Annotated in this window: 4 protein-coding genes; 1 reads left to right on the plus strand and 3 read right to left on the minus strand. The window is 75.7% G+C overall.

The features are described from left to right. Window positions 1-406: 406 nt before the first annotated feature. Window positions 407-2275, plus strand: coding sequence for a serine/threonine-protein kinase (locus E1298_RS42350; protein WP_207945173.1), 1869 nt, complete (start codon window positions 407-409; stop codon window positions 2273-2275). 27 nt (window positions 2276-2302) lie between these two features. On the opposite strand, the gene E1298_RS42355 is transcribed toward E1298_RS42350, so the two are convergent. From E1298_RS42355 to E1298_RS42370, 3 genes are all read right to left on the minus strand, one after another. After that, window positions 2303-3115, minus strand: a complete 813-nt coding sequence (locus E1298_RS42355; protein WP_207945174.1) for an FHA domain-containing protein — start codon at window positions 3113-3115, stop codon at window positions 2303-2305. A gap of 108 nt (window positions 3116-3223) precedes the next feature. Further along, entirely contained in the window at window positions 3224-4627 is a 1404-nt protein-coding gene (locus E1298_RS49890; RefSeq protein ID WP_207945175.1) for a serine/threonine-protein kinase, read from the minus strand. Further along, on the minus strand, window positions 4614-6674 hold a 2061-nt coding region (locus E1298_RS42370), incomplete at its 5' end, for a serine/threonine-protein kinase (RefSeq protein ID WP_131903029.1). The genes E1298_RS49890 and E1298_RS42370, both read right to left, overlap by 14 nt.

A 6674-nucleotide genomic window follows, 5' to 3' on the forward strand; every position in this document is an offset into this window, starting at 1 on the left:
GGGCGGAGGGGGCCGGGGTGGCGGCCTGTGACGAGGCCGTCTGCGACGACGGCGCCGTCGTACTGGGCGACGCCGCACCGTGATCGTCCGCCGACGAGCCGCAGGCGGCGAGGGCCAGCGCGAGGACGGGGAGATGAGCCGCGAGCGACCGGCGCATGGCCTTCTCCGTTCATGAGGGAGCCGGCGTCGGACGAGGCCGGCGCCTCCAGGACTAGCCGACCGGCGCGGGGAGGGGTCCCGGGCCCGGAGCCGTCCCGCGCCGCCGAATCGGCGGCGGACGGCCAGGTCACGGCGGTGCCCCGCCGCCCGGCGCGATCGAGTGCCGAGAAACGGTATGTGTCCGGTCTGTCACCCAGTAGGTTTGATCCTGCTGGCCTGTAAGCGTCCCGGGGTGAGAGGAGTCACGGTGCGCTTGGGAGCGGAGGTCTCTGGACGGTATCGGCTGGTCAAAGGGCCCATTCGCGGAGGGAGCGGCGAGGTGTGGCTGGCCCACGACACGAAGCTGGGGCGCCGGGTCATCCTCAAGCGGGCCAAGGCCGGCGACGACGGCCCCGCCGCCTTCGACCGGCTGCAGGACGAGGCGCATGCGCTGGCGAAGTTCAGCCATCCGCACGTGGTCACGCTGTACGACGCCATCCAGGTGAGGACGCGCGGGCGCGCCACGTCCTGGCTCGTCCTGGAGTACGTTCCCGGCGGCAGCCTGGACCGGTGGCCGGCGACCTCCCCGCAGGTCGCGGCCCGCATCGGCGCGCAGATCGCGGACGCGTTGGCGGCCCTGCACGGCGCGGGCATCGTGCACTGCGACGTCAAGCCGGGCAACATCGTGGTCACCGAGGACGGGACGGCCAAGCTCACCGACTTCGGGGCCGCCTACCGCCTCGACGACGGTGAGGCGATCTCGCGGAACGGCTCCGTCAGCCACACCCCCGCCTACGCCGCGCCCGAGGTCATCCGCGACCGGCCGGAACCGGCGTCGGACGTGTACTCCCTCGGCGCCACGGTCTACGCACTGGCCACCGGGCGGCCGCCCGGCGCGACGGACCCTGACGGCCCGGCCGGGTCGCCGCCCGGGATCGCGCTGAACGCGCTCCCCGCCGAGGCCGGGCCGCTGCGCGAGGTCCTGGAGGCGCTGCTGCGGCCCCGCCCGGAGGACCGGCCCGATCCCGCCGAGGCGCGGCGGATGCTGGACGAGCTGGCGGGGGCGGCGAAGCCGGAGCTGCCCGTCCACCTCGTCCCGACCGAGGACGAGCCACCCGGCCCGCCTCCCGTCGCGCACCCGGTGACGTGGCGCCACCCGGCGGTGCTCGTCCGGCGGCACCCGCGGTTCGTCGCGGCGGGCGCGGCCGTCGTGGCGGTGGCGATCGCCGTACCGTTCACGCCGCTCTTCGGGGGCGAGGACGAGGCCCCCGCGAAGACCAAGCCCCTGTCCCTGATCGGCGACCCGCAGACCCTCGACCCCTGCTCGCTGGCCCACGCCGCCGCGCTCGGGAAGTTCGGCGACGCCGAACTCGACAACGACTACGGCAACTTCGACAGGTGCGACGTGCTCGTGGACACCGGCGAGGGCGACCCCGTCGACGTCAGGATCGGCATGGACACCGCGTCGGCGCCGGAGTCGGCCGGGCCCGTGCGGACCGTGGGCCGCGTCCGGATCGTCGACGACCACGCCGAGAAGGATGAGTGCGGCCGGACGCTGCTCCTGCCGCCCCCCGACGCCGGCACCACGATCTCGATCGACGCGCGGCGCGAGCCCGGGACCGACTCCGGGCCCCTCTGCGCCATCGCCGACACCGCCACCGCCAGCGCGGTCGCGGCGCTCAACCGCGGCCCGCTCCCCCGCCGTACCCCGCCGCTCCCGGCGCAGTCGCTGGTGCACCAGGACGCCTGCGCGATGCTCGGCGCCGACGCCCTCGACGTGGTCCCCGGCATCGACGCCGACGACCCGAAGGTCAGGTTCGGCGGCTGGGAGTGCCGATGGCGCAGCACCACCCGCCGCATCAACGTCATGCTGCGGTTCGACCGCGGCCAGCCGCTCACCGCCGCGGACGGCAGCCCCACCCGCCTCAGGAACCATCGCGCCTACATCGACCCGGACGGGGAGGACGAGGGGACCTGCCTGATCCGGGTCGTCCACCGCCATTACCCCGACCAGAACGGCAAGGACGCGATCGAGATGCTGTACCTCGTCGTCGAGGGAGAGCCGCCCACCAAGCAGCTGTGCTCGATGGCGACGGACCTCGCCGACGCCGCGACCGCGCGGCTCCCTAGCGCCTGACCCACGAACACCTCACGCACCGATCGCCTAGCCGTCCAGGAGGCTCAGGTCCGACGTGCGGAGCTTGGTGTTGACCAGCAGCCCGGTGATCAGGTTGTGGTTGAGGGCGTTGCCCAGCGGGGGCTGGATCTGCTCCGCGTGCAGGCCGTCCACCACGGGGCTGAGCCGCCTGCGGACCGTGGTGACGATGCGGGCGGCCCGCTTGTCGCTCCACTTCTCCTTGGGGCGGAGCCGGCCGAGCTCGTCGGCGATCTGGGCCCAGGTGAGCGGCTGCGGCCAGGGCTCCTGCCGCAGGTAGCGCTGGGCGAGGCAGACCAGGACCAGCTTCTCCCGGTCGCTCAGATGCCATTTGTCGGCGGCCTGCCGCCGGTTGTCCGAGCTGTCGGGGTCGTAGGTCGGGACGTCGTGGAGGACGGCGGGGCCCGGCGGCGGCGAACCGGCGGCGATCCGCACTTCGAGCAGGTGCTCCTGCCCGGGCGAGAGGATGAACAGCGGCGAGTACGCCACGGGCAGGTCCGCCCGGTGCCCGCCGAGCACCAGCCGCGACCCCGGGAACCGGATGGCCAGCTTGCCGACGTTGTGCAGCACCCAGCGGGAGTGCTCGCGGGTGATGTAGCCGTGCCGCCGGCTGACGCGCGGGTCGGCCGGGCCGACGCAGACGTGGACGTCCGGCTCGCACCGTCCGAACACGACGTCGAAATCCGCGTCGGGGGACACGCGCATCCCGCCGTTCGCGCCCATGACGAACAGGGTGCCGGGCTGGGCCGGGGGCAGCCCGGAGGCCAGGCTCCCGGTCTCCCTCGGAAGGAGGTCGACCTTGCCCGGCGGCTTCCGCGTCATCGTCACCATTTGACCCGTCCTCTCCGCATGCGTCCTCTCTGCACGCGCGCCCAAGCTCACAGTAGCGCCGCCGCGCGGGAGGGGTCCCGGAACCGGTGTGGCACCGGCTCAGTAGACCCCTTCGGCATGGCCGTTGAGGCCCGTTCCCTGCGTCACCGTCCTGCCGTCCACCTCGATGGTGTAGCTGACGTCGCCCGACGGGGCGCTGTACGCCAGCTCGTAGGAGATCCGCGGGGGCCAGACCGGCCTCGGGACCGCCTTGCGCCACGGCAGCCGCACGTTCTCCAGCCTCGTGGACTTCGCGTCCACCATGTAGGTCAGCGAGGTGAGCGTGCCGTTGCCCTTGAGCGAGAAGCGGATCTCCCCCCGCGTCGCCGTCGGCGTCCCCGCCGGGGCGCGCGACGGCGCGAGCGGGGCCGCGGAGGCGGGGGCGGCGGACGCGGAGCCCGGCGACGGTCCCGTCCCGACGCCGGCCTCGGTGTCGCCCGTGCCGTACCGGACGGCGACCGGGACCCCGGCGCCCGCGAGGAGCACCGCGGCCACGGCGGCGGACCTCAGGGCCGCGCGGCGCGTCGTCCGGCGCGGGCCCGTCCCCGCGGACGGGGGCCGGGGCGGCACGGCCGGCGGGTTCTCCGCCTCGGCCCTGCGCCCGGCGATCTCCGCCGCGACGGACGGCGGCAGCGTGGCACCGCCGTCCCCGCGCCCGGCGAGCCGCCCGGCCAGCTGCTCGGCGGTCGGGCGGCGCTCCGGGTCGCGTTCCATGCACGACTCGATGACCGCCCTCAGCTCGCCGTCCGCCACACCGTCCAGGCGCGGCGGCTCGGACTGGACGCGGAGCATCCTCACATGCCACGGGCCCTCGCCGAACGGCTCCTCGCCCGTGCAGGCGAACGCCAGCGTCGACCCGAACGAGAAGACGTCGCCGGCCGGGCCGATCTCCGCCCCGGCCACCTGCTCCGGCGACATGAACCCGGGAGAGCCGGCCCGCGTCCCGGGACGCGAGACGGTCGAGGCGTCCACCGCGCGGGCGATGCCGAAGTCGATCACCCGCGGGCCGTCCGCGGTCAGCAGGACGTTCGCGGGCTTCAGGTCCCGGTGCACGACGCCCGCGCGGTGGATCGACACGAGCGCCTCCGCGATCCCGGCCGCCAGCGCCCACACCGCGTCCGCCGCGAGGGGCCCGGACGAGCGGACGGCGTCGCGCACCGACACCGACGGCAGGAACTCGGTCACCAGCCAGGGGATCTCCGCGTGCGGGTCGGCGTCGACCACCGCGGCGGTGAAGGCGCCGCCGACCGCCCGCGCGACGGCGGCCTCGCGCTCGAACCGGGCCCGGAACTCGCGGTCGGCGGCGAACTCGGGATGGACCATCTTGATCGCCACGGTCCGCCCTCCGGCGGAGCGGCCGAGGTAGACGGTGCCCATGCCGCCGGATCCGATGCGGGCCAGGACGCGGTAGCGCCGCCCCCGGGTCCCGACCCGGCGCGGGTCGTCCGGCTCAAGGGGTCGCACGCGGGCCTCCGTTCCGGTCCGGCGCGGCGGCGGGCGGCGCGACGGCCTGGACGCGCCCGTCCCGCGTGCAGATGAAGACCAGCCCGCCGGTGCTCACGGGCTGGATGCGGTTCGGCTCCTCGGCACCGTACTTCCACTGGACGCGGCCGTCGGCCGCGCTCAGCGCGTAGAGGTTGCCGTCGGTGCACGTGACGTACAGCATGGCGCCGTCCAGGGAGAGCGCGGTCGCCTGGCCGCGCGGGTCGTTCTCGAACCGCGCCAGCCTGCGCGACCAGACCTGCCGGCCCGTGCCGCTGTCCAGGGCGAGCACCTCGCCGTCATGTCCTTCGACGTAGAGACGCCCGCCGCCCACCTGGCAGCCCCAGCCGGCGACCTCCCCTCTCCGCCAGACGAGCGCGCCGGTGTCGGCGCGCACCGCGTGCAGCGTCCCGAACCGGTCGCAGGCGAAGGCCAGGCCGTCGCCGATGAGCTGGTAGTCGGCGAAGTCCATCGGATACCTCCACCTCTTCCTCCCGGTCCGGGCGTCCAGGCCGACCAGTTCCTTGGACGACAGGGCCAGGACGAGACCGTCCGCCGCGGCGACCCGTTCCCTGCCGACCGTCTTGGCCGTCCAGCGCCGCCGTCCGTCGTCCAGGTTCAGCGCGGTGACCCGGTCGCTGCCGAAGGACACGACCGGGTCGGTGACCGCCAGGCCCGCGCCCGGGTACTCGCCGAAGGGGGCGCTGTAGGTCCACAGCGTCCGGCCCGAGCGGGCCCGGACCGCGCTGATCTCCGTGGCCTCGTTCAGCGACAGGTACGCGACGCCGCGGTGGAGTATGCCGGAGGAGCCGCCGTCCCGCTTCCACAGGACCTTGCCCGTGCGCGCGTCCAGCGCGTGGAGGATCTCGTCGCCGTCGCTCCCGTTCGCCAGCACCACGCCGTCGGCGGCGGCGAGCTCCAGGTAGTCGTCGCTCACGCGTCGCGTCCAGCGCGGGACCGCCTCGGGCGGCGGCCCCTCCGGTGCGCGGGACCGTCCCGGCGTGCGCGCCCCTGAGCCGCCGTTCCGGTCCCGGTCGCGGCCCCGGGCCCGCCGCCACAGCACCGTCCCGAGCCCGCCGGCCGCCAGGACGCCCGCGCCGGCCCCGGCTCCGGCCAGCAGCGCCCGGCGGCCGACCCTCTCCGCGGGCGGTGCCGTCTCCTGGACGGCGTCGTCCGGCGCCAGGGTGGGCGCGCGATGCGGTGGCGCCGGGGAGCCGGGCGGCGACCCGGCCTCGGCGGTCCGGTGGTCGATCTCCTTCGCGATCGGCGGCGGGAGCCACCGGGCGGCGAGCGGGGACAGCGCGTCCTCGTCCGGCGGTCCGAGCAGCTCCAGCACCTTCACGGCGGACGGGCGGTCCTCCGGGGCGACGCGCAGGCACCGCTCGACCAGGTCGAGCAGCCACGGCTCGGTGATCGCGTCCAGGTCCGCCCGTCCCGTCATCGCCCGCAGGTCCCGGGAGCGCGGCGGCCCGGAGCCGAACGGCTCGGCCCCGGTCGCGGCGTACACCAGCGTCGCGCCCATCGCGAAGACGTCGGCCGCCGGTCCGGCCCGCTCGGCGCGGAGTTGCTCGGGCGCCATGAACCCGGGCGTGCCGATGGGCGCGCCCACCCGCGTGATGGCGGTGGCGTCCTCCGGCCGGGCGATGCCGAAGTCGATCACGCGGGGGCCGTCGGCGGTGAGCATCACGTTGCCGGGCTTCAGGTCGCGGTGCACGACCCCGGCGCCGTGGATGGCCGCGAGCGCCTCGGCCAGGCCGGCGGCCAGCGTGCGGACGGCGTCCGGCGGCAGCGCGCCGGACCCGGCGACGGCCTCGCGCAGCGACATCCCCGGCAGGTAGGCGGTGACCAGCCACGGCGTCGCCGCGTCCGGGTCGGCGTCCAGCACCGGCGCGGTGAACGCGCCGGTCACCTTCCGGGCGGCGTCCACCTCGCGGCGGAACCGGGCGGCGTACCTGGGATCGCCCGCGAAGGACCGCCGGACGACCTTGACGGCGACGCGCCGCCCGCCCGGGGACCGCCCCAGGTAGAC

It is taken from the genome of Actinomadura rubrisoli (assembly GCF_004349215.1).
Lineage (GTDB): Bacteria > Actinomycetota > Actinomycetes > Streptosporangiales > Streptosporangiaceae > Spirillospora > Spirillospora rubrisoli.